Origin of the sequence: Oceanobacillus sp. HCA-5259 (genome assembly GCF_037892815.1) — a bacterium.
GTDB lineage: Bacteria > Bacillota > Bacilli > Bacillales > Amphibacillaceae > Oceanobacillus > Oceanobacillus indicireducens.
Map to the genome: position 1 here is coordinate 1 of NZ_JBBKBV010000003.1, position 22,320 is coordinate 22,320.

21 protein-coding genes, 1 tRNA gene and 2 pseudogenes are annotated in these 22,320 nt (G+C 40.8%); 12 read left to right on the forward strand and 12 right to left on the reverse strand.

Translation table 11 applies throughout. The annotated features are described in order from the left end of the window. Positions 1-498: 498 nt before the first annotated feature. Entirely contained in the window at positions 499-819 is a 321-nt protein-coding gene (locus WKU33_RS02425) for a DUF4870 domain-containing protein (protein ID WP_370459744.1), read from the reverse strand. Positions 820-1,428: 609 nt separating this feature from the next. Between WKU33_RS02425 and WKU33_RS02430 the strand changes: the two genes are divergently transcribed. Continuing rightward, positions 1,429-1,500: transfer RNA gene (locus tag WKU33_RS02430), tRNA-Ala, on the forward strand. 76 nt (positions 1,501-1,576) lie between these two features. On the opposite strand, the gene WKU33_RS02435 is transcribed toward WKU33_RS02430, so the two are convergent. From WKU33_RS02435 to WKU33_RS02445, 3 genes are all read right to left on the reverse strand, one after another. Further along, positions 1,577-2,041 carry a GNAT family N-acetyltransferase gene (locus tag WKU33_RS02435; RefSeq protein WP_340453026.1) on the reverse strand — a complete coding sequence of 155 codons (465 nt, stop codon included), beginning with the start codon at positions 2,039-2,041 and terminating at the stop codon, positions 1,577-1,579. Between the two features lie 158 nt (positions 2,042-2,199). Then, positions 2,200-2,496: a hypothetical protein gene (locus WKU33_RS02440; RefSeq protein WP_340453235.1), complete on the reverse strand. Its 297-nt coding sequence runs from the start codon at positions 2,494-2,496 to the stop codon at positions 2,200-2,202. After that, positions 2,478-2,774 (reverse strand): histidine phosphatase family protein, encoded by a 297-nt coding sequence (locus WKU33_RS02445; protein ID WP_340453028.1) that lies wholly within the window; start codon positions 2,772-2,774, stop codon positions 2,478-2,480. The genes WKU33_RS02440 and WKU33_RS02445 overlap by 19 nt, the downstream gene beginning before the upstream one ends. Positions 2,775-3,477: 703 nt before the next feature. On the opposite strand from WKU33_RS02445, the gene WKU33_RS02450 reads away from it, so the two are divergent. Beyond that, the gene (locus WKU33_RS02450; RefSeq protein WP_232334469.1) at positions 3,478-3,795 is read left to right on the forward strand and encodes a KGG domain-containing protein; all 318 of its coding nucleotides are present in this window, start codon (positions 3,478-3,480) and stop codon (positions 3,793-3,795) included. 162 nt (positions 3,796-3,957) lie between these two features. Here WKU33_RS02450 and WKU33_RS02455 read toward each other — a convergent pair whose 3' ends face one another. From WKU33_RS02455 to WKU33_RS02475, 5 genes and pseudogenes are all read right to left on the reverse strand, one after another. Beyond that, positions 3,958-4,173 carry a hypothetical protein gene (locus WKU33_RS02455; protein WP_340453029.1) on the reverse strand — a complete coding sequence of 72 codons (216 nt, stop codon included), beginning with the start codon at positions 4,171-4,173 and terminating at the stop codon, positions 3,958-3,960. Between the two features lie 203 nt (positions 4,174-4,376). Continuing rightward, positions 4,377-4,679 (reverse strand): His/Gly/Thr/Pro-type tRNA ligase C-terminal domain-containing protein, encoded by a 303-nt coding sequence (locus tag WKU33_RS02460; protein ID WP_232334466.1) that lies wholly within the window; start codon positions 4,677-4,679, stop codon positions 4,377-4,379. A 453-nt stretch (positions 4,680-5,132) separates the two neighbouring features. Next, a complete protein-coding gene (ppc, locus tag WKU33_RS02465; protein ID WP_340453030.1) occupies positions 5,133-7,883 on the reverse strand; it encodes a phosphoenolpyruvate carboxylase in 2,751 nt (916 codons plus the stop codon). Positions 7,884-8,094: 211 nt separating this feature from the next. After that, a pseudogene (locus WKU33_RS02470) lies at positions 8,095-8,430 on the reverse strand (ATP-binding cassette domain-containing protein); the annotation flags it as partial. After that, positions 8,431-8,553, reverse strand: a pseudogene (locus WKU33_RS02475) (TipAS antibiotic-recognition domain-containing protein); the annotation flags it as partial. It abuts the pseudogene before it with no gap. A 100-nt stretch (positions 8,554-8,653) separates the two neighbouring features. Between WKU33_RS02475 and WKU33_RS02480 the strand changes: the two are divergent. The 3 genes from WKU33_RS02480 to WKU33_RS02490 all read left to right on the forward strand — a co-directional run bounded on the left by WKU33_RS02480 (position 8,654) and on the right by WKU33_RS02490 (position 11,014). Further along, complete coding sequence (locus tag WKU33_RS02480; protein WP_340453031.1) at positions 8,654-9,286, forward strand: hypothetical protein; 633 nt, start codon at positions 8,654-8,656, stop codon at positions 9,284-9,286. 290 nt (positions 9,287-9,576) lie between these two features. Continuing rightward, complete coding sequence (locus WKU33_RS02485; protein ID WP_156857626.1) at positions 9,577-10,335, forward strand: polyphosphate polymerase domain-containing protein; 759 nt, start codon at positions 9,577-9,579, stop codon at positions 10,333-10,335. Position 10,336: 1 nt separating this feature from the next. After that, positions 10,337-11,014, forward strand: coding sequence for a DUF4956 domain-containing protein (locus WKU33_RS02490; RefSeq protein WP_336251967.1), 678 nt, complete (start codon positions 10,337-10,339; stop codon positions 11,012-11,014). Positions 11,015-11,267: 253 nt separating this feature from the next. Here the strand turns inward: WKU33_RS02490 and WKU33_RS02495 are convergent, their stop codons facing one another. Beyond that, the gene (locus tag WKU33_RS02495) at positions 11,268-12,095 is read right to left on the reverse strand and encodes a phytoene/squalene synthase family protein (protein WP_336251966.1); all 828 of its coding nucleotides are present in this window, start codon (positions 12,093-12,095) and stop codon (positions 11,268-11,270) included. Positions 12,096-12,381: 286 nt separating this feature from the next. On the opposite strand from WKU33_RS02495, the gene WKU33_RS02500 reads away from it, so the two are divergent. The 3 genes from WKU33_RS02500 (at position 12,382) to WKU33_RS02510 (ending at position 15,333) form a co-directional block, all read left to right on the forward strand. Then, a complete protein-coding gene (locus WKU33_RS02500) occupies positions 12,382-13,545 on the forward strand; it encodes an MFS transporter (RefSeq protein ID WP_336251965.1) in 1,164 nt (387 codons plus the stop codon). Positions 13,546-13,638: 93 nt separating this feature from the next. Continuing rightward, positions 13,639-14,808 (forward strand): AI-2E family transporter, encoded by a 1,170-nt coding sequence (locus WKU33_RS02505; protein ID WP_336251964.1) that lies wholly within the window; start codon positions 13,639-13,641, stop codon positions 14,806-14,808. A 12-nt stretch (positions 14,809-14,820) separates the two neighbouring features. Continuing rightward, entirely contained in the window at positions 14,821-15,333 is a 513-nt protein-coding gene (locus WKU33_RS02510) for a methylated-DNA--[protein]-cysteine S-methyltransferase (protein WP_336251963.1), read from the forward strand. A gap of 64 nt (positions 15,334-15,397) precedes the next feature. Here the strand turns inward: WKU33_RS02510 and WKU33_RS02515 are convergent, their stop codons facing one another. Then, entirely contained in the window at positions 15,398-15,550 is a 153-nt protein-coding gene (locus tag WKU33_RS02515; RefSeq protein ID WP_156857631.1) for a hypothetical protein, read from the reverse strand. A 196-nt stretch (positions 15,551-15,746) separates the two neighbouring features. On the opposite strand from WKU33_RS02515, the gene WKU33_RS02520 reads away from it, so the two are divergent. The 3 genes from WKU33_RS02520 to thrB are packed head-to-tail and all read left to right on the forward strand — an operon-like array spanning position 15,747 to position 18,986. Then, positions 15,747-17,048 (forward strand): homoserine dehydrogenase, encoded by a 1,302-nt coding sequence (locus WKU33_RS02520; protein WP_340453036.1) that lies wholly within the window; start codon positions 15,747-15,749, stop codon positions 17,046-17,048. Then, the gene (gene thrC / locus WKU33_RS02525) at positions 17,045-18,109 is read left to right on the forward strand and encodes a threonine synthase (protein ID WP_336251961.1); all 1,065 of its coding nucleotides are present in this window, start codon (positions 17,045-17,047) and stop codon (positions 18,107-18,109) included. Before WKU33_RS02520 ends, thrC begins: the two co-directional genes overlap by 4 nt. 4 nt (positions 18,110-18,113) lie before the next feature. Continuing rightward, positions 18,114-18,986 carry a homoserine kinase gene (thrB, locus tag WKU33_RS02530; RefSeq protein WP_340453037.1) on the forward strand — a complete coding sequence of 291 codons (873 nt, stop codon included), beginning with the start codon at positions 18,114-18,116 and terminating at the stop codon, positions 18,984-18,986. A gap of 49 nt (positions 18,987-19,035) precedes the next feature. Here the strand turns inward: thrB and argF are convergent, their stop codons facing one another. Beyond that, a complete protein-coding gene (gene argF / locus WKU33_RS02535) occupies positions 19,036-20,004 on the reverse strand; it encodes an ornithine carbamoyltransferase (RefSeq protein WP_336251959.1) in 969 nt (322 codons plus the stop codon). Positions 20,005-20,596: 592 nt separating this feature from the next. On the opposite strand from argF, the gene WKU33_RS02540 reads away from it, so the two are divergent. After that, complete coding sequence (locus WKU33_RS02540) at positions 20,597-21,976, forward strand: FAD-dependent oxidoreductase (protein ID WP_340453038.1); 1,380 nt, start codon at positions 20,597-20,599, stop codon at positions 21,974-21,976. Positions 21,977-22,320 lie beyond the last annotated feature (344 nt).

Genomic DNA, 22,320 nt, shown 5'->3' on the forward strand with positions numbered 1-22,320 from the left:
AGATTGGAACTACACGCCCCCAGCAAAAATAAGCAAGCAACAAGCATTAGTAATGACTTCAATTACTTTCCCCCCTTCTTAAACTCTTCTGCCCGTTAGTTTAAGTACCTTTTTTCACAATATTTATAACTCATTTTACCATATATTCCAAACGCCTTCACAAGGTCCATTAAAGCGTTGTAGAGTCTCATAATTATGATGGGAGTGAAAACATCCTGTTTGGGAAAGTGATTCACTGGCTGTGAAGAGGCCCAGGGGTTCGAGCCCCTAGGCGTCATTCTTAACCAAACAAAAGAACACTCTTGCTAATTCAACTATAGAATAAGCAAGAGTGTTCTTCATAAAGACGACTTCAGTGGGAAGCCTCCATCCTCCACTGATGGTTAGTCGCACTTATCGGTCCTTTACGGGCAGTTAATCTCCCACCTACCTTCCTCGTACTTGAACCGGGAGTCTCACTGCCCGTTTAGGTTGGATAGACTTCTTAATATTGGAGCCCTAATACGTAATTACTTTTATCCCTTTAATAATATTCCAAATAAAGTAGTATACATCAATAAGGAAGCATATGACTACGGCGATGATGGTTGCAATATAAAATGCCCCAGTTGGTTCTGATAACCCTAATCCTAAGGCAGCAAGAACAAGAATAGCAATAAGTGATGCAATCGCTGGAATTATATGTGTCCAAAGTGCTTTTTTCGCATGTAGTTTAGTTGTTTCATTTCCGAGAATCCAAACAATGATTGGAAACAAGATGGGTGCAAAAAAGATACTCCAATAACACAATGCTGATAATAATTTATTTTCTTCTATCATAATCACCTGATTTCTTAATTAATAGATAAGCAATTTGAACTTTGGCAACCAAAAATATGGTCGGAAATATCACCAATAAATCTATTGCGTTTAGACCTAAACTAGGCGATAGCTTTTAAAAATGTACCCAAGACACTAAAAAGACTCTCACTCGGCAAAGTAAGAATCCCAAAATCCTAAGGCGAGAGATTTCCTTCGCCTAACCATATTCTGCCTTTAGAATAACCGATTTATTCTAAGGGGTCAAGGAGTGAGTTTACTGTGTGGGGTTTATGTTCTCTAATAAAAGTTGGGTTTAAAACATCATAAGCGATAAATAAACCAAAAGTAACTACACTTCCATAATCATACTTTTTTCGGTGGATGTGAACTAGGGAATTATATTGTGGAATGGTGGGGTTCCCTATTTCGTTAATAAATTTCATATACACATTAAGGAAATGAATTTTTAATCCACGGGATAATAGGAATAACCAAGAAAATAAACCCCTTTATTAAGGGTCTATTATTTCAAATATCTTCTCTATTTTCTTTAAAACTTGATTTTACCCTATCATTGTTATATAATAATATTGCTTTGCAAATTTCATCTATTTAAAGTTTTAAAATGGGGCTGTAGTTCAGCGGGAGAATACTTGTCTGGCAGACAAGGGGTCACGGGTTCAAATCCCGTCAGCTCCACTACCTAAAAACACTCTTACTTATTCTATTACAGAATGGAAGAGTGTTTTTTAACTTTAAAAAGCGTTGTAGAGCCTCATTTTATTAATTGTTTTTGTTTTTTAAAGGTAGTTAGAGATAGGAACTCCGTTATCTGTATTTCTTCTGTCTTTAAGAATCCGTTTTTCAAATAGAAGGCTACTGCCGGTGCATTTTGGGTTCCAGTTGATACTACTATTGCTTCAAATTTTTCCAATTCGACCTCGATAAAATTTAATAACTTCTCAGCAATTCCCTTCCTGAAATGTTTAGGATGCACCATTAATCGGTGTATATCGATTATCCTACCGTCTGTTTTTATAGAAATAACTCCGCATAACTCTTTATTTAAGTAATAACCAAAGAAAGTCTCCCCACATTGTTGTAACGACTGCACGGTGTCCTTTAAAGGCGGTATATCATAAAAGTCAATTATTTTTGCCTCCACGTTGTATGAAGGTATTTGAATGTTTAATACTTCTTTTGAAACCTCAGGATTGGTTATATCTATCTTTTTAATCAAGGCTATTCCCCATTTACTGAAATTTTTTTAGCAATTTTTATTATCAGCAGTTTATACTACAATCCGACCCTTTTCTCGAAAAGGTTTGTTCTGCAATCACTCCCAATTCTTGAAAATCATTCTTAGGGAATAGACATTACAATGGATATTTATATTCTTCAACATTTAATTTGAAACCACCCTGTTTCATTTAGAAAGTCTCTTCTGGATAAACTTTGGCCAGAAATCAATTGGCGGTAAGCAGTAATAGTACCATCGTGTGAAACTATATAAATCTTATCCTTTTTTAACAACTTCAAATTTGCAATAAATTTTACCGCAATTTTATTGAATTCACAATCGGGCATAGTATTTATACCATCAGACCACAAATCAGGTGGAACATTCATATCAATTTCAAAATTCGGATAACCTTTTTTGATTGTTTCTAAATCAATTATTGTATCACAAGGCAAGGTTTTTCCGTTGGGCGGATAGGAAATATTCGTGGGGATACTAATGGACTTACAATCTTACGACAATCAATATTCCAAGCCCAAATTAGTGCAGTTTCCAGCGTTCTTCTAATAGGACTAATAAATATAATATCCTCATCCGTTAAGGGGAACTTTTTCCTTAACACCTTCGCTTGATTTATTCCTTTTGCTGTTAATGCAGGATTTTTTATGTGTAAACTGTTTGGTATATCTAGTGTATGTTCTCCTTGACCATGACGAATAAATATCAACTCCACTTAATCACCACTTATATAACATTTTTTAAACACCCTACTTCTATTAATTCCCTCTTAGTGATCAATATCCTTCTCATTACCTTATGTGTTGAAAAGCTTCCTCTATTAGATGAACCGATTGTTGAACAAAAAGCTTTTTGAATTAATCTTTAGTCTATTTTAACATATTTAAATGAAGTTAAAATCCACAAGGGACAGGAATATCCAGAAATTAAGATCCTTTAATTAAGTCCATTATTATCAAAATCTAATCTTTCATGTTTTTGAGAAGGGGCGAGAATTTCGTAGTTAGAACAATCAATATCTAAAAGTATTGTGAGATCTCCATTCATCATTCCCCCTTCTCATTTTTATAAATAAACCGATTTATTCTTAATTTCTTAGTTGTGTTCTTGGATCTACATCATGACCGACTTTAGGAAATCAGCTTTTTAAAATCTTCTTTTACTAGACACAAGTTACTATTTACTCTAAATTGCCAACTAACCCCTTTTCATTTTAAAGTCTGATGTCTTTTCTTTACAAAAATATAACAATCTCAATCCTATGTTTAGTATAGACTTGAACGGGAATGCATCCTGTAAGCAAGAAAATATTGCTGATGGGAAATGAATTTCCCTACTTTACGGCAGTTACTGCACGTAAAAATACTACCAAGGAGGTATTTAAAGTGGCACGTAAAGAAAATCAGAACAATAAGAAGATGACGGTTGAGGAAGCTGGTCGTAAAGGCGGAGAAGCTACTTCAAGAAATCATGACAAAGAGTTTTATCAAGAGATCGGTCAAAAAGGTGGAGAAACCACTGCCGAGACTCATGATAAAGAGTTTTACCAAGAGATTGGCCAAAAAGGTGGAGAAGCCACTGCAAGAAATCATGACGAGGATTTCTATGAAGAAATTGGTCACAAGGGTGGAGAGGCAAGAGCAAATCAGTCCACTAACAATTCCAATAAAATGAGTCAAGAAGAAGCTGGACGTAAAGGCGGAAGAGCTAGGGCAAATAAACGAAACGATAATTAAATAATTGCTTTGTTGATATACAAAGGCGGCCACTATTGGCCGTCTTTTTCTTGAGTAATTTTAGTAAGAAATCAAATTTCTATGGATATAGGGGAACTTCTTTAAACAGATGAATATACATGTAATGTAGAAAACAGGGATTAGATATTGCCTTCTTTATCCTCAGGGTTCAGGGCTTTCCACCTTACTAAGCCAGACAAGAGGGCAATTCTTTTTCCCGTTCCCCTCATCAAAACGTACGTGAAATTTTCTCTCATACGGCCTTTCCGACGTTCTTTTTACTTTGGCTTTACGGACTTCCATTGGCACAAAGATATAATGTTTTCCTAAGTTCTCGAGCTTTTGCTTTACTGGCTTCGTTATCCATTTTCTTGGCATTCACTGACTCCTACCTCCTCCCAAACTTATGAACGAAGCGGTGTATTGGCTTTTGCCGTCCTTCCCTAAACAACCTTGTGTTACGTTTTTAAACAAAGTATGGCTTAATACAAATGTAAGCATATTTTTTCATTTTTCAACATTTCCCGGGAAATATTTCTCTCCCTATGACTCTCTTCGCGGAATATTAATTGTTTCTTTATCTATATCTTGTGAATGAGTTCTTTTTCTATGTTTATGTTCGACACTGAACAGCCGATTGCTCGAGATGGTGTATTATTAAACACAAAAGATTCAACCGTCTCTTCACCGGTTTCCATATCCTTTATCGTAATTTGATTCTTAGCAACCTCTTTTTCGCCAACAATAATCACTTTTTTCACATTTTCCTTGTTCGTTTTATCAAGTGCTTTCCCCAATTTTTTGTCCACCAATTCAAGTTCCACTTTATGCCCTTTCTCCCTTAAAGATTTTGCAACAAGCAGCGATTCTTTCGGTGTTTTCAAAGGAATAATATAATAGTTTACATCCCAAGGCGGGATTTATTTGAACTAGGCGAAAATGTCGGATCCGAACAAAACTCAAATATTGAAGCGGATAGACCTGTAATAGTTATCTCGAACAACTTAATTAACTCCACTGCAAGCAATATAATAGTCGCTCCTTGTCAAAAACACTAAAATACAAGGTTTATTCATTGAATAATAATCGTGATTCATTTCATTCAAAAAGGAGCCCTCATATTGGCTCCTTTTATTTTTTTGCATATATTTCTCTTATATGAATAGACTAACAATACTTCGCCCGTCATGTCGCGGGCAAACCACCCCGCAGGGAATCTCCTCGGGGGTTCTTTATATATGAAAGTTTATTGCTGGTGAACCATATGAAAAAACCAGCTTAACTGTCTACAACAGCCAATCTGGTTTCTTCATTTCACTATTTAATTTTCCTTCTAATCAACCCGTATTAACTAACCCCGCCGCAACACCATTAATCGTCAATAACACATCCGTCTTCAATTCTTCAGAAGGATTTTCCGTCGCTCTTAATCTCCGGATGGAATCGACCTGCAAAATGTTTAACGGGTCAACATATGGATTACGGAGATGGACGGATTCTCGAATATTTGGTGAGTGGCATAGGAGCACTTCATTGCCAGTAATTTGCAATAATGCCGCTCTTGTTCGTTTATACTCATCCTTAATATTGTTAAATATCCGTTTGGCTACTTCTGGATCTTCCACTAATTCCAAGTACTCTCTCGCACTTCCCATATCTGCCGTCAATAAAGCCATTTGCAAGTTGTTGACCGTTGCATGGAAGAAAGCCCAATCGTTATACATCGTCTGCAGGATCTCCAAGTTACTTTCATCCTGGTCTATGAATGTTTGTAAGCCTGTACCTGCTGCATACCAAGCCGGGAGTAAGTGTCTCGACTGTGTCCAGGCGAAGACCCATGGGATTGCACGCAAGTCCTCGAAATGCTGACTGTTCTTTCTGCTCATTGGGCGGGAGCCGATATTTAATGCATCAAGTTCCGCTAGTGGTGTCGCTTCGTTGAAATAGGTTAGGAAATCGGGATCACCGAAAACAAGGGATTGATATTTTTCCAATGATTTTTCTGAAATGACTTCCATTGCTGTTTCCCATTCTTCTTTACGAAGTTCCATCTGGTCAGGTGCGCTCGCAACTTTGGCGCTCGCTTCAAATAAAGCGGAAGCTGCTTGCTCCAAGTTTCGGTAGGCGATATCTTCCAGTAAATATCTCGAGGATAGTACTTCACCTTGCTCCGTAATTTTCACACCATCTCCAAGTGTTTCCACTGGCTGTGAGAGAATACTCGTATGGAGTGAACCACCCCCGCGACCTAATGAGCCGCCACGTCCATGGAAATACTTCAAATGAATATTATAATTTCTTGCCATCCGGTGAATATCTTTCTGTGCTTTAAACAGTTCCCAATTCGCGCTTAGCGTTCCACCGTCTTTGCTTCCATCGGAATAGCCCAGCATAATTTCTTGATGATTGTGACGTGCTTCCAGTTGTTTTTTGTAAACGTCTGCCTCAAATAAGGTCTGCATGATCTCCGGACCTGCTTTCAAATCATCAATTGTTTCAAGTAGTGGTGCGACGTCCAAATCACTTTCTACTGTTCCGTCCTGATTGATCCGGTACAGTCCAACTTCTTTAGCAAGTACAAGGACTTCCAGTAAGTCACTTGGAGATTCTGTCATACTAATTAAATAAACTTCAATCGCACGTTTGCCAAATTCTTCATGTGCCTGCTTAATCATTTTGAATACGCGTAACATATCCTGTGTCGCTTTGGAATATCTATCGTCTGTAAGCAGTAATGGTCTTGGGTCTTCCAATATTTTATACAAGAATGCTTGTTTCTCGGTTTCCGTAAGATTGGAATAATCGTCAGCGAGTTTGACTACTTTTAAAATCTCTGCAATTGCTGATTCATGTTCCCCGCTGTGATTCCGGATATCCAGTGTCGCCAAATGGAAACCAAACATCTCTACTTGGCGGATAAGCTTGCGAATCGCTTTTAGTTTTCTATTTTCTGGTAAATGTTTTTCTACACTTCTTTTGATTTCCTTCAGGTCACTAGCTAATTCCTCTGCACGGGTATAGCCTAAGACTGATTTCCCTTTTTCTCTGATACGTTTTAAAATAACAGCAAATTTACGTCGATAGACTTCGGATTTCACTCGCCATTTTTCATCTTTTTCTAAGTATTCTTTCTCCTCAGCTTCTACCTTTTCGATGAATTCTTGTTCGATAACTAAGCGTTCGGTAGATTGACTGAACCTTCTCATTAAATTCGTAATGGAAGCTTCATATTTCTTTAAAATAAGCTGCTGTTGCATTTCAAGTGTCGTCCAAGTGATTTCTGGCGTTACATTCGGATTCCCGTCCCTATCACCACCGATCCAGGAACCGAAACGGATAAAGTTTGGCACTTGCCACTCCTTCTCTGCTACCTGATCCCGGAGCTGTAATTCCAATTCCCAGAAAACGTCAGGTAGTGTATCGAAGAGGACCTGATTAAAGTAATAGAGACCATTCTTCACTTCATCCAACACTTCCGGCTTCCTATGTCTTAATTCATCGGTATGCCATAATGCCATTACTTCGTTGAACAGACTGTCCTCAATTGCTTTCCTCTCCCACTCGGTGATAAGCGGGTTATCTATTTTACGAAGGTTTTCTGATATCCGTTTTTGACTTTCAAGGACCGTTCGCTTTGTCGCCTCGGTTGGGTGAGCCGTCATAATTAGTTCAATCGATAAGTCATTGAGAACGCCCTGTATCTCTTCTTCATTCAAATTATATTCCTTTACTTTAGTGACCGCTTTCTCGAGTGAGAAGGCTTGACTTGTCCCTTCCTCAAGTAGATATTGGCGTCTGCGCCTAATCCGGTGATTCTGCTCCGCTACGTTCACGAGATGGAAATAAACAGAAAATGCCCGAATTACTTGTTGCCTCATTGGTGGTTGTAAGTTGCTGATTTCTTGTTTCAATTCCGCATACAAATCTTTATCGAATTTTTTTCGAATACTTTTCGTCATTTTTCGAATCGTTTCGACTTTATCAAATAACGCTTTACCACCATGGAGGACTAATATTTCGCCTAGTATATTTCCAAGCATATTCACATCATTTTGCAATGGAGTGTTATGAGCTGTTGTTTCTATCATTTTTGTCCCCTCCTTAGTTGTATTCTTTCTATCATACCACTTATCTTAAAAATTAATAAAGTCTAACATCGATTTTCAGTGTAAATAATAGATTCACTTTTGATAGCAAAAAGCCGAATGATACGGTGCATTCGGCTTTTTTGCTTTTAATATATCCATATTTTTCTTACTTGGCGAATGATTTATCAAGCATATAGCCAACCAATGCTTCTCATATCGCTGGCTTGTTCGAGAATTGGCTGTTATATAGGTCTGCATAAAACCCCTTTTTCTCCAATAATTCAACATGTGTGCCTTGCTCCATAATATTTCCTTTATCCATTACCAATATAAGGTCAGCATTTTTGAGCGCTTTCATTACCATAAGCTATATTTTCCTTAATCGTTCCATTAAATAGCCACGTATTCTGAAGAACGATACCTAATATTTTTTCAGTTCAGAACGTGACATAGCTTGTATATTGATTCCATCAACCTTAATCGAACCACTATTTAATTCATAAAATCTCATTAATAAATTGATCAAGGCTGTTTTTCCAGCACCGGTTTATTTCCCTTCAGTATACACAGCCATCGCATCCCGCATAAACATTGCCAAGCCTTCCCCAAACTGGTCAATGTTTTTCGTGAATCGCTCATCTGCGACATACATCTCACCAAGTCCTTTAAAATTATTTTTATTTCATTCGCCCATTCTTGGGTAATTCAATCTCCTTCTAGACGTTTTCACCATATAGTGAATGGAAGAGTATGTTTAGGAGGTTGAACGAATGAATCATAATCCGTATGATCCGTATCAATACCCACATGATGAGTACGAAGAGTATGATGAGGAAAGACTATTCCCGAGTAATTTACCAATTGTCGGTGGCGGACAGCAATCTCCTCCACCGTTTGGACCAGGGTTTCCAAGTGGACAGTTGGGACCTGGCTCTGGTGGCAGCTGGTCACCAGGGGGACCTGGTGGGCCTAACTTCGGAGGAGGCTGGCCGGGTGGATCTGGAGGACCCGGTGGGCCTAGTTTCGGAGGAGGCTGGTCGCCGGGTGGACCTGGAGGACCCGGTGGGCCTGGTTTCGGAGGAGGCTGGCCGCCGGGTGGACCTGGAGGACCCGGAGGACCGGGCGGATTTCCAGGGCAAGGGCAGCAGCAAGTAGGACCACCTTCCGCTCCACCACCGAATTTCACCCCACAGCAAAGTCAGGTGCAAACCTTTGCTGTTGATCCGGGCGCTATTCGCGGCTGTTTATTCCGCTTCACTTATATTTGGTTAAGAAGAGATCAATTCTGGTTCTACCCGACCTTTGTCGGAAGAAATTCAATCGCAGGTTTCCGCTGGCGAGGGAACCGTTGGGTGTATTTCGGAATCGACCTTAATCAAATTCAATCCTTCCAATGCTTTTAATAGGAGCGGGACATTCAAGCACTATTCTTGGATGTCCTGTTTTTTTAATGATATAAGTTGGACAGACCATTAAGTCCGATGTTGTTTCCGTAATGGTGAGTTGTTAGATTGGGCTATCGGACAAATAGGAAGGGAAATCTATGAGACTCGTCCAATAGAACTCTAGACCTGAACTCAAATGTAAATTTATATTAACAATTCATCAACAAATTCTTACCAATTTCTCATCTTCCTCACAGCGCGCTTTTACCTCTGGCGGATAATATTACATTGCAAGGAGGAGAAAGGACATGGCAATTGAAATTTTTAGGAGAAGAGAACAGAAATATTTAATTACAACGAAACAATATGAAGAACTTGTTGACAGGATTTCTCCCTACATGCGGCCGGATAAGTTCGGTAACAATGGCAAGTACACGGTGACGAGCCTCTATTTCGAAAGTAACGACTGGAAAATTTATTATGAAACGAAGAACAAATTAAAGTATCGGCAAAAGCTGAGACTACGTGTGTATGATGATGCGGCTTTGGATAGTACGGCTTTTTTCGAAGTGAAACAGAAACATAAGAAGGTTGTGAATAAACGACGGATGCGTCTTCCTTTATCTGAAGCCTACCGTTACATTTATTTCCCGAATCGGAGTTTGGAAGAATTCGAGACTTCCAATCTGCAAGTATTACGAGAAATCGACTACTTTAGAAACTTATATCATTTAGAACCGGAAATGGTCGTCAGTTATGACCGGCATGCATTGCATCATAAAGAAGATGCAGACTTAAGAATGACATTCGACTTTAATTTACGCTGCAGGGATGATGATCTACAGTTGGCAAACGGTTCTTATGGGGACTTATTCATTGATGAAGATCTCGTTGTTCTTGAAGTGAAAGTGAATGATAGTGTCCCATTATGGCTTGCACGTATTTTGCAGGAGCTCGATTGCGAACAGCGAAGTGCTTCGAAGTTTTGCACAAGTATGGAATTATTGCATGGTATCGCATCACCCGCAGGAACGGCGCGTGAAACGGTTCATATAGGAGGAATGTAAGATGGATATGATCAATCAATTTTTTACAGTAGATGGTGGGGAAACGACATTGGTGCTCAGTTTAGCCGCAATGGCACTTACAACGATTTTAAGTATTATTATTACGCTTGTTTATCAAATTACCTTTTCAGGTGAGCGTTATTCTCAGAATTTCGTGCACACAATCATTATCATGAGTGTTGTCGTATCTGTTATTATGAACGTGGTGAGCGGGAATGCCGGAGTTGCCTTTGGTTTATTCGCAGTCTTCTCCCTAATCCGCTTCCGTAGTGCTGTAACAGATGCAAAAGATATTGCTTATATATTTTTCGGGCTTTCGGTTGGGATGACTAGTGGATTATATCAATTCCAGTTAGCCATCATCTTGACATTTTTCGCAAGTATTTTATTTTATATCCTCCATAAAGTCAATTATGGGAAAGGCAAGGACACCCAGATTCTTAAAGTGACCGTACCGGAGAATTTGAACCATGAGAACCTGCTTGATGACGTATTCGAAGAGTTCACACTCTCAAGTCACCTGCGCCAGGTGGAAACGACAAACCTTGGAACGATGATTATGTACACATACGCAATCCGGACGAAGAATGATACGAACGATAAAGTACTGCTCGACCGGATTCGGGAAAAGAACGCGAACCTGAAAGTATCTTTATCGTACTTGCAATCTGGAAATTAATTAAAGAGACCAAAGGCGGAAGCGCCCGTTCAGCAACGTACAAACTGGAGCACTCCGGAATGAGATAAAGGAAACACAACGAACGCAGTGAGTTGATGTTGACTTATCGACTGGAGGAGTGTGAAGTTTGATAGTTGCTGGGCGCTGAAGCCGGACGTGGCTAGCCTAGGATACCTATATTATTACAGCATTTTTATATTATAGTTTCCTATGCCACAAAAAAGCTGCCCAGCTCAAAATGGCAGCTTTTTTCTTATGCTTCTTCTTTTAAAATCTCGTCCACGGTATTTTCTACTTCGGTCCGGGTCATCTTCTCGTGTCCGTCATCCATTGCTTTTAGCGTCTTCTTCGCAAGGGCAAGCGGAATTCGGCAGAAGAGGACAATATTCTTCGTCTCAAGGTCTTCCATATATTCATCCGCCTTGGCCAAGTTATCTCGAGCATAATCGAACATATCAGCACGCGTCCAACCATCCGGGATGAAACGGACACCACGTTCCGCATCTTCGTCCTGATTTCTTAACATGTTCACCGCTTGCAGACCGCGGCCATATCCGATTGCGAGGTCATAATCGGTTTCCGTACCGTCATACCACTTCCAAATATCGGATAGCATAACACCAACGATCCCAGCTACAAAGTACGTATATTCATCAAGTTCTTCCTTTGTCGTTACAATGAAGTCTTTTTCGACCCATTTCGCCATTCCGTCCGCCATAATGCTTGTTGCTTCCATCACTTTCCTAGTAATTTCCGCTGGGCAGACGTCGATCCAATCAGCGAGGCGCTGAGTTACTTCCGGTAATTCTTCGTAAGGCTTGATTAGCGTTTCATATGCTTCACGGTCAAAACCTTTTTCGGACCGCAACAGTTCAGCTGTCTTCCGCAGTAAATGTGTTTTCGTTTCTTTCTGCATTGTTTCATGATCTTCAATCTCATCAATCGCACGCATGCATAAATAAGCTGCGCCAACTGTTTTTCGTAGCTTCGATTTTAATAATTTAATTGGTATATAAAAAGTTCTACTTGTCAGCTTTAACATGTGCATTGCTTCTTTTTGTAATTTCACTTCTGTGCTCAACACGTTGTCCTCCCTTTAAAACTTGAGGTAATTCAATTATAACAAACTTCACGCGCTTTTTCCTCCTTATGCTCGACTCTTGTGAAATTAACGGTTAACCCGTAGAATAATAAAGTGAAACTTCATTCAGTGGGGCTTCCCTCCCCACTGAATGTTAGTTGAACAGAATCAGGAATTTACGGACTGTTTATCCCCACCTTAACATTTTGGTTTTCCCTCTTGTTTAGAGGTGGGGGGTATAACAGACTGTTAATACATGTACTAATAATAGAAAGGTCGTTACATCATGAATAAACGTGTCTATTTTTTAATGACGGTATCCTTTGTCGTCGGAATGGTGGAGCTCATTATCGGGGGAATTCTCGATCTGATTGCGGAAGATTTGAATGTGAGTCTCGGATCTGCGGGAATGCTGATTACAATCTTCTCTCTTACATTCGCTATTGCTGCTCCGATTCTGCTCGTTCTCACTGCGAAAGTCGAGCGAAAACGACTCGCATTGATTTCCTTAACCGTCTTCTTATTCGGGAATATACTTGCACTAATTAGTCCGTCTTATAGTATTCTCTTTATCGGAAGAATTATTTCTGCCGTGAGCAGTTCAATCTTAATCATCCTCTGTGTTGTGCTCGCAGCGAACATTGTCGAACCTAAATACCGCGGACGTGCGATTGGGATTGTAAGTATGGGTGTTAGTGCTTCGCTTGTGTTAGGTGTACCAATTGGGCTAAGTCTTGGCAACCTATTCGGGTGGCGTGCTCCTTTTCTCATGATTGTTATTCTCACTGTCATTAGTATGGTTGGAGTCTATTTCTTCATGGAGCGCGTTGCTCCACGTCCAGTCAGTACAATTAAAGAACAATTCCTTTCACTGAAAGACCAGAAAGTTTTCTTCGCCCATTTAACCATCTTTCTCATGCTCACGGGACATGCAGTGTTATATGCCTATTTGACACCATTTGTACAAGTAACGATGGGGCTTGAGGAAAATAGCATTAGCATCGTGTATCTCCTGTTCGGGCTTGCTGCGGTAAGTGGAGGAGCTTTCGGTGGAACATTGGGAGATAAATTTGGTAATACGCGAGTAATCTTGCTCTTCATTACGATTTATGCTGCCATGCTATTCGCCATCTCCCATACAACATCAATCATGCCATTATTTATTGTCGTGCTTGCCTTGTGGGGATTAATGAGTTGGTCAGTCACACCCCCGATGCAAAGTTATTTAATCGATTCTGCTCCGGAAACAGCGGATATGCAAATCAGCATCAGCAACTCCGCTCTCCACTTCGGTATTGCCTTTGGTTCCTTCATCGGCGGAATTTCAATTGACCGAGTAGGAGTAGAAATCAATCCATACATCGGTGGCCTATTTGTTGTCGTTGCTTTTCTCACGATGCTTCTTTCTAACAGACAAAAGGAGAAAAATAAAGAATTGGTAACGAATTGATGCTGTTTTTTAATCTCTATTTATCTTATACTGAAGGTAAGTTATTTCATTAAACTAAAACGAACAACTGTCTACGGGGAAAAGAGGTAAAAGATGAAGCAAACAAGCAGATTTATTACATTTCTCGGCGGTAAAAATTTATTCTTTCTCTTTGCTTTATTATCGCTGATTGGGCTCACCATTTTTATTTTTGAGCGGATTTCTTTTGTGTTCTATCCAGTGCTCGTTATCGTTTCGACCATAACGCCGCCACTGATATTGGCATTCATTGCCTTTTATCTATTAAATCCGATTGTGAATTTACTCGAGCGGTTCCGAATTAAACGGATTTGGGGAATCATTATTCTGATACTTGCGATTGCCGGTATTTTAACAGGTGTTGTGCTGCTTACAGCTCCACTGATCGAAACGCAAATTAACGATTTAATCCGGAACTTCCCTAATTATCTATCCCAACTCGGGGAAACCATTACGAATTGGGTGCAAAGCTCTTTTCTCGCACCTTATTATGAGGAAGGATATAACTGGGTGGCTAATAATTTAAGTGATCTGCCGGGTATCGTTGGCGGATACCTGATTAACGCCTTTGAAAGTGTGCAGACGTTCGCTTCTGCGGTAACAAATATTGTCGTCACGATTGTGACATTTCCTATTATTCTTTTCTTCTTGTTAAAGGATGGAGGACGATTTAAAAATTATTTCTTGACCTTGCTGCCACCAGCTTTCAGAAAAGATGTGAGCCGGATTCTTCATAATATGGATACACAGGTCGGTTCTTATATCCAAGGTCAGATTATCGTTGCGACTTGCATCGGAATTCTTTTATATATCGGTTACTTAATTATTGGTATGCCTTACGCGTTGACACTCGCAATCATTGCTGCAGTGACGTCTGTTGTACCATATCTCGGGCCGACTATCGCGATTCTTCCGGCAATCATTATTTCGATTGTCGACTCCCCGTTTATGCTGCTGAAGCTTGCGATTGTTTGGGCGGCTGTGCAGTTCTTAGAAGGGAACTTTATTTCCCCGAATGTGATGGGGCGCACGATGCAGATCCACCCGCTTACGATTATCATCGTCTTGCTTGTATCCGGAAATCTCTTCGGCATTGTTGGTGTTATCCTAGGGATCCCAGGATATGCAATTTTGAAAGTTCTTGTCCAATATCTATTTGATAAATTTAAACAACGATATAATAAGTTCTTTGGTGAAGTGCACGGAACGTATCCGATTAACGAGGATGAAATAAAAAACAGTTAGGAGTTGTTCCAGATGGATAGGAATGCGGACGTCATTTATTTCAGCTCGCTAAAATCGAACGGAGAGCGTATGATTTTAGCTGCTACGGAGAAAGGGTTGTGCTGGGCCGGTGGATTCAATGAAACAGAAGAAGATATGAAGACTTGGCTACTAAAGCAGAACCCAAATCAATCATTTGAGCGGAATGAAAAGAAGCTACAATATTATAAGCGCGCATTCGAAAACTACTTTTCAGGGGAGAAAAAAATGCTTGATGTTCCTCTTGATCTTAAGGGCACCGCGTTCCAGCTTGCCGTTTGGGAAGCTTTACAGCACATTCCTTATGGGGAGACGAGAACCTATTCTGAGATTGCAGAGGCAATTGGAAATCCGAAAAGCATTCGAGCTGTCGGAACAGCAATTGGAAGAAATCCTGTCCTCATTGCTGTACCCTGCCACCGTGTCATCCAGAAGAACGGCACCCTTGGAGGCTTCCGCGCCGGCCTCACCCTGAAGAAATCCCTCCTCCAACTCGAAGGAGCGTAAGCCTAGCGGGACAGGGGGTCAGAGCAATTGTCCCGGGGACAATCGCTCTGACCCCCTGTCCCGCTCATTTTTTCCTTTTCCGAAATAAGAAAACTACTCCTAGTCCAAGCAGTAGACCTAAGAAGCCGAATAGTTCGACTTTGTTAAAGATGATTCCAACGAACACTCCAAGAAACAGTAGGATAAAAAATAAACTTCCAATTATTTCATAACGCAATTGCACTTCCTCCCTCTTGTAACGGGCTACTATAAGATATTAAGATAAAACATAATTGTTATTCATCCCCTCCAAAAAGTAAGCGCTTTAAATAAAAAACTCTTTGCTTCCGTATTGATATCCTGCACTTTTCATGGTTAAATTGATTAAATATAGAAAATTATACTGCATTCTACTGCAGTGATGAGGTGATGAAATGGAGAACAAAGTATCAGTTGGTTTATTAGGTCTCGGTGTCGTTGGATCAGGGGTTGTTCAAATTATTAACGAACACCAGGAAAAGTTAAAGCATCAGCTTGGTGTAACTGTTGAAGTAAAGCGTATCCTCGTCCGCAACCTGGAAAAGGCGAGAGAAGTAGATGTCGACCCCTCCCTCCTTACCGTTAATCCGGATGATGTATTAAATGATTCAGAGATAGATGTTGTCATTGAAGTCATGGGTGGAATCGATACGGCGAAAGATTATATCCTCCAAGCATTTGCTGCGAAAAAGCACGTCATTTCAGCGAACAAAGACTTAGTCGCCCTACATGGCCCAGAACTGCATGCCGAAGCAGAGAAAAATAAATGTGACTTTTTCTATGAAGCGAGCGTTGCTGGCGGTATTCCGATTCTTCGAGGAATTACAGATGGATTATCATCTGACCGGATTGAACGTGTCATGGGAATTGTCAATGGAACGACAAATTACATATTAACAAAAATGGCGGAAGAAGGAGCCACATATGAAGCTGCTTTAAAACAAGCGCAAGAGCTTGGGTTTGCAGAAGCCGATCCGACTGCGGATGTGGAAGGACTTGACGCCGCTCGTAAAATGGCTATCCTTGCCCGTCTTGCATTTTCAGTACCGGTTGACCTGGGTGATGTAAAAGTATCAGGTATTTCCAACATTACAGCAGAAGATATCCAGAACGGAAATGAACTTGGATATACGATGAAGCTGATTGGTTATGCGGATTTTAAAAACGGCGAACTTGAAACCCATGTACTGCCGACGTTCTTATCTAATGAACACCCACTTGCATCGGTGAAGAATGAATACAATGCCGTTTATGTACACGGAAAAGCGGTTGGAGAAACAATGTTTTACGGACCTGGTGCCGGAAGCCTCCCTACTGCAACAGCTATCGTGAGTGACCTTGTAGCTGTCGTAAAAAATATCCGTCTTGGTGTTACAGGAGAACAGGTTGTGAACAGTTATTACAAGAAAGCTCTGAAAGACGAGAGTGAGCGCTTCTCCCAATATTACTTACGTGTAAATGTAGAAGATGAGACAGGCGTATTCTCCAAACTGTCTAATCTCTTCCATGAACATGAAATTAGCTTGAAGCGCATTATTCAACGTCCAAATGATGAGAAGAAAACTGCTGAAATCATTGTCATTTCACACCAGACATCTGAAGAAAACTTTACGAACTTACTAGAGAAAATCCAGAAATTAGACGTATTAAAAGAAATCTCAAGTTACTACCGCGTTGAAGGAGATGGAAACGAATGACTTGGCAAGGACTGATTCAACATTATGAGAATTACTTACCGGTAACAGAAAACACACCTAAACTTACACTAAATGAAGGAAACACACCACTCCTCCATTTCCCTTCCTTATCGGAAGAACTTGGTATCGAGCTTTACGGGAAAATCGAAGGCGCAAACCCAACCGGTTCGTTTAAAGACCGGGGAATGGTTATGGCAATTGCGAAAGCGAAAGAAGAAGGAAGCAAATCAGTTATCTGTGCATCTACCGGGAATACTTCTGCGGCAGCTGCAGCCTATGCAGCTCGGGCTGGGATGCGCGCGATCATTGTCATTCCTAAAGGCAAAGTCGCCCTAGGGAAATTGGCCCAAGCGGTCATTTACGGTGCGGAAATTATTGAAATCGATGGCAACTTTGACGAGGCATTGCAGATGGTACGTGAGATTAGTGAAACATCTCCAGTAACCCTTGTAAACTCGGTAAACCCTTACCGGATCGAAGGACAGAAAACAGCTGCTTTTGAAATTTGCGATTGGCTCGGATCCGCACCAGATATTTTAGCTATCCCAGTAGGTAATGCCGGTAACATCAGTGCATACTGGAAAGGCTTCAAAGAATATCATGAAGAAAAACAAACTGGATTACCGCAAATTTACGGATTTGAAGCGGAGGGAGCGGCAGCGATTACGAAAAATGAACCAATCGCTCATCCAGAAACTGTTGCGACTGCAATTCGCATCGGGAACCCGGCAAGCTGGGACCTCGCAACAGCTGCCCGCGATGAATCAAAAGGAATCATCACTTCTGTCCGAGACGAGGAAATTTTATACGCATTCAAGCATCTTCCTAAAACGGAAGGCGTATTTGCCGAGCCAGGATCCAATGCATCGATTGCCGGCGTCATCCAGCAGTGTAAAGCGGGTAATATCCCACAAGGAAGTAAAGTCGTTGCCGTTCTAACTGGAAATGGATTGAAGGATCCGCAGACCGTTCAGGACAATCAGGAAATCGAACCGGTCTCCCTTCCGAATGACACTGCAGCAATCAAACAATATATTGAAGAGTTGACGAGCCATGAGTAGTTTCATGATACGGGTTCCAGCAAGCTCCGCGAACATCGGACCCGGTTTCGACTCCATCGGTTTAGCAGTTGATTTATACTTAACATTGGAAGTGACAGAACAGGCAGATTGGGAATTCATTTCTCCGTCTGCTGGTGACGTCCCTTTTGAAGAGAATTTCATTTATCTAATTGCAAAACAAACCGCCGAAAAACATGGGAAAAGCTTACGCCCCGCTCGTGTAGAAGAAACGACGAGCATCCCGCTTGCCCGTGGCTTAGGAAGCAGCGCGGCAGCGATTGTAGCAGGAATTGAGCTTGCCAACCAGCTCGGCGGGCTCGACTTAACCGCTGAGGAAAAATTAACGGATGCAACAGAAATGGAAGGGCATCCGGATAATGTTGCGCCTGCCCTCCTCGGCGGGCTCATTATTTCCACGTATATCGACGGAGTAGTGGACTGGTTGAAAATCGACCAACTTCACGTTGAATTTATTGCGCTTATCCCGGAAGTCGAATTGAAAACGAAAGCGGCAAGAGACGTGCTACCGGAACAGTTTTCAATTGCCGATGCTGCCCTTGGGAGCGGCATCGGCAATGTGACCGTTGCAGCGCTCGTAAGTGGAGATTATGAACTTGCTGGGAAAATGATGGAAAAAGACATTTTCCATGAACCCCACCGCAAGCCGCTCATCCCAAATTATGATTTGATCCAACGTACAGCGAAGGAGCACGGGGCATTCGGAACGGTCATCAGTGGTGCCGGACCGACGATGATGTCCTTTGTACCAAGTGACCGCAGGGATAAGATCATCACTGCATTAGAAGAGGTATTGCCTGATTATCGCTTGGAAAGTTTAAAAATGGATATTGGTGGATTAAAAGTAGACCAAAAATAAGGGTGTAAGCGAATAACTATATTCGCTCGCACCCTTATTTCTATAACTACTAATAGCTCATCAAGGCAGTCAACAATGCCTTTTGCGCGTGAAGACGGTTCTCAGCCTGCTGGAATACAGCAGATTGCTTCCCTTCCAGCACACTTGCTGTCACTTCTTCCTCGCGATGCGCGGGCAGACAATGAAGAAACGTAACATCTGATTTAGCCTTTGCCAACAATTCGTCATTCACTTGGTAGTTTGCAAAAATTGCTTTTCTTTCCTCTTGCTCCGCTTCCTGGCCCATACTTGCCCAAACATCTGTATAAATAAAATCTGCATCTTTTACGGCTTTAATCGGATCTGTCATGATTGAAATTTTTCCACCAGTATCCGAAGCGATTTCTTCTGCTTGTTTTACGACTTCTGCATCTGGGAAATAACCTTCAGGTGCTGCGACAACCATATTTATTCCCATCTTCGCAGCTCCAATCAGAAGTGAATTCGCCATATTATTTCCGTCTCCAATATATACAAGCTTCTGACCTTTCAGCGTCCCTTTGATTTCTAACATCGTTTGCAAATCTGCCAGCACTTGGCATGGATGATGCAAATCCGTTAATCCATTGATAACCGGAATAGATGCATATTCAGCAAGCTCCTCCACATCTTCATGGGAGTAAGTTCGAATCATGATTCCGTCCAAATAGCCGGATAACACGCGCGCCGTATCTGCAATTGTCTCTCCACGGCCAAGCTGGATGTCTTTTGAATTTAGAAAGATCGCCTGCCCGCCAAGCTGAATCATACCCGCTTCAAAAGAGACACGCGTTCTCGTCGATGATTTTTCAAAGATCATGCCGAGTACTTTCCCTTTTAACGGTTCAAAGGCAAACCCCTTCTTACGCTGATCTTTTATATAAGAAGCAAGCTCCAATAAATGATGAATTTGCTCTGGTGTATAATCCTCAAGGCTAAGTAAGTCTCTTCCAAAAAATTCTTCGTTATCAATCTGCAAATCTTTCGCTAACGAAATCATGATGATACTCCTCCCAGAAATTTAAGTTATGTATTATTATGCACAATTATTCATAAATATGCAATAGTTTTTTATAAAAAAATTTAAACCTTATGGTAAAATAGGCAACTTTTAGACATAAACATCAATAAAATGCTTTACATCACAAAACAAAGGGGGAAATAACACAATTGAGCACCCTCAGAAAATAAGCGGGCAGCTGATTTGTTTAATTCAGCGTATTCCTAATGATATCGAAAGTTCACTGCCCAATCTTACAGGAATCCCGCTTGAACGGACGGTGCGAGCGCCTCTATTCAGACAAACAAAACAGAAAATGAATCTTTCAAGCGATTAGAGCACCCCTATTAAGACGAACAATACAGATTACGAATCTTTCAAGCGATTAGAGTGCCTCTATTCAGGCGAACAATACAGATTACGAATCTTTCAGGAGATAAGAACACCTCTATGCATCCGAAACGAAATTGGTTTTAAACGTAAACAAGATAACAACCATTTCCTCCTAACTAATTTACGCACTTTTCGTCATTCTCCCCCTGTTTAATGAACCCTAAAAAAGGCAATAGTCTTTATGAAGGGAAGCGATTGAATGAAACATTATGATTATATTATTATCGGATTTGGAAAAGGCGGGAAAACGCTCGCAGCAGATCTTGCCGCTCGAGGTAAAACCGTTGCGATGATAGAGAAGTCCAATGAAATGTATGGCGGGACATGCATTAACATCGCCTGTATCCCAACAAAATTACTCATCCACCACGCAGAGAAGGATAGCCAATTAAAAAATGATAAAAATGAATATTACCGGAGCGCGATTGAGGATAAAAATAAAACAATCGCCGCCTTACGGGAAAAGAACTACAAAACCCTAGCAGATCAAGATACGGTCATGGTTTATACGGCGGAAGCAAGCTTTGTCGGAACGAACCAGGTCCATCTCGAAGCTAAAGAAGAAACACTGGACCTTACTGCGGATTATTTCATTATCAATACCGGTTCGGAGCCAGTCATTCCTCCAATCGATGGATTAAAAGAAGCAGATCATGTTTATACATCAACAGAACTGCAACAAGTAGCCGAGCTTCCGGAAAAATTAATCATTGTCGGTGGCGTGTATATCGGGCTTGAATTTGCTGTTATGTATGCGAATTTCGGGTCGGAAATCATTGTAATTGATAGCGCGACAGACTTCATGGAAAACGACGACAGAGATATTGCAGAAGAAGTACTAAAAGTCATGCAGGATAAAGGTATTTCCGTTGTCCATGGAAGTAAAGCGACGTCGGTTTCCAATCGTAAATCTGGTGGAACAGAAGTAACCTATGAAAATGATAAGGGGAAAGAATTCACAGAGACAGCCTCCGCTCTCCTGCTTGCGACTGGTAGGAAGCCTTATACAGAAGGACTTGAGCTTGCTAAAGCAGGTGTAGAAGTTGATGATAACGGTGCAATCATTGTCGATGACTATTTACGGACTTCTAACAGACAAATTTGGGCACTCGGTGATGTGAATGGCGGTCCGCAATTCACGTATATCTCACTTGATGATTACCGGATTGTCCGGGATCAAGTTTTAACTGGTGGCTCTTACTCTTTAGCGAAACGTAAAAATGTGCCGTATAGTGTGTTTATCGAACCCGTTCTTTCCCATGTCGGACTGAATGAAAAAATGGCGCAGGAACAAAATATAAATTATGTCGTCGCAACCATGCCGGCAGCGAATATTCCACGTACGAAAATCAATAAACAGCCGAACGGTTTGCTAAATGCATTAGTTGATCCTGAAACAAATAGGATTCTCGGATGTACATTATTCTCGGCGGAATCGAGCGAGATGATCAATACCGTTCGGGTAGCAATGGAAGCGGATCTGCCGTATACCTTTTTACGAGATAATATTTTCACCCACCCGACGATGAGTGAAGGGTTGAATGATTTGTTTAAGAAGTTTGATGGGAAATTGGCTTAAAATAATGTTTGTCTAAATTTTGGACACATCAAAATGGAATTGTGTAATCCGAAAGAGAAAGAACCCACCCTTTGCATTAATACAGAGGGTTCTTTCTCTTTAGAGTATTATTTTGAATGTCAACGCTTCATCAATATTTAAGTCATTTATTTTTAACAAAAGAACACTCCTTTACAAAAAAGAAAAACTTTATAGACAATAGGACTAATAAAGTGAAACTTCATTCAGTGGGGGTATTACAGACCATTAATACATGATAAAAATAGAAATTTTCTGATATTTTTAAAGAGTCTCGTGTAAGGAAGGAGTATGAGGAGCTTAATGAGTATAATGAAAGTAATTTT